General features: G+C 76.8%; 1 protein-coding gene. It reads right to left on the reverse strand.

Going from position 1 to position 233, the window contains the following annotated elements; translation table 11 throughout:
* Positions 1-233, reverse strand: a 233-nt coding sequence (locus QWY28_RS23900) for an SMP-30/gluconolactonase/LRE family protein (RefSeq protein ID WP_300955386.1), incomplete at both ends; no start/stop codon positions are given.

Consider the following 233-nt stretch of genomic DNA (forward strand, 5'->3'; position numbering starts at 1 on the left):
GCGAGCCGTCGAGGACCCACTGCTGGGCCAGCACCAGGTCGCCGCGGCCGGGGCGGTAGACCAGCCCGGTCGTGCCGAACTCGGCGCCCTCGAGCGCGGGCGCGGTGAACCACGCGCGCGGCGTGCCGCCGCGCGGCGGCACGCGCCACACGATCGGCTGTGCGTAGTCGCTGACGTACAGCTCGCCCCGCGGACCCCACGTCGCGTAGTTCGGCACGGCGCCCTCGGGGAAC

Source organism: Nocardioides oceani, from assembly GCF_030412965.1.
Taxonomy (GTDB): Bacteria; Actinomycetota; Actinomycetes; order Propionibacteriales; family Nocardioidaceae; genus Nocardioides; species Nocardioides oceani.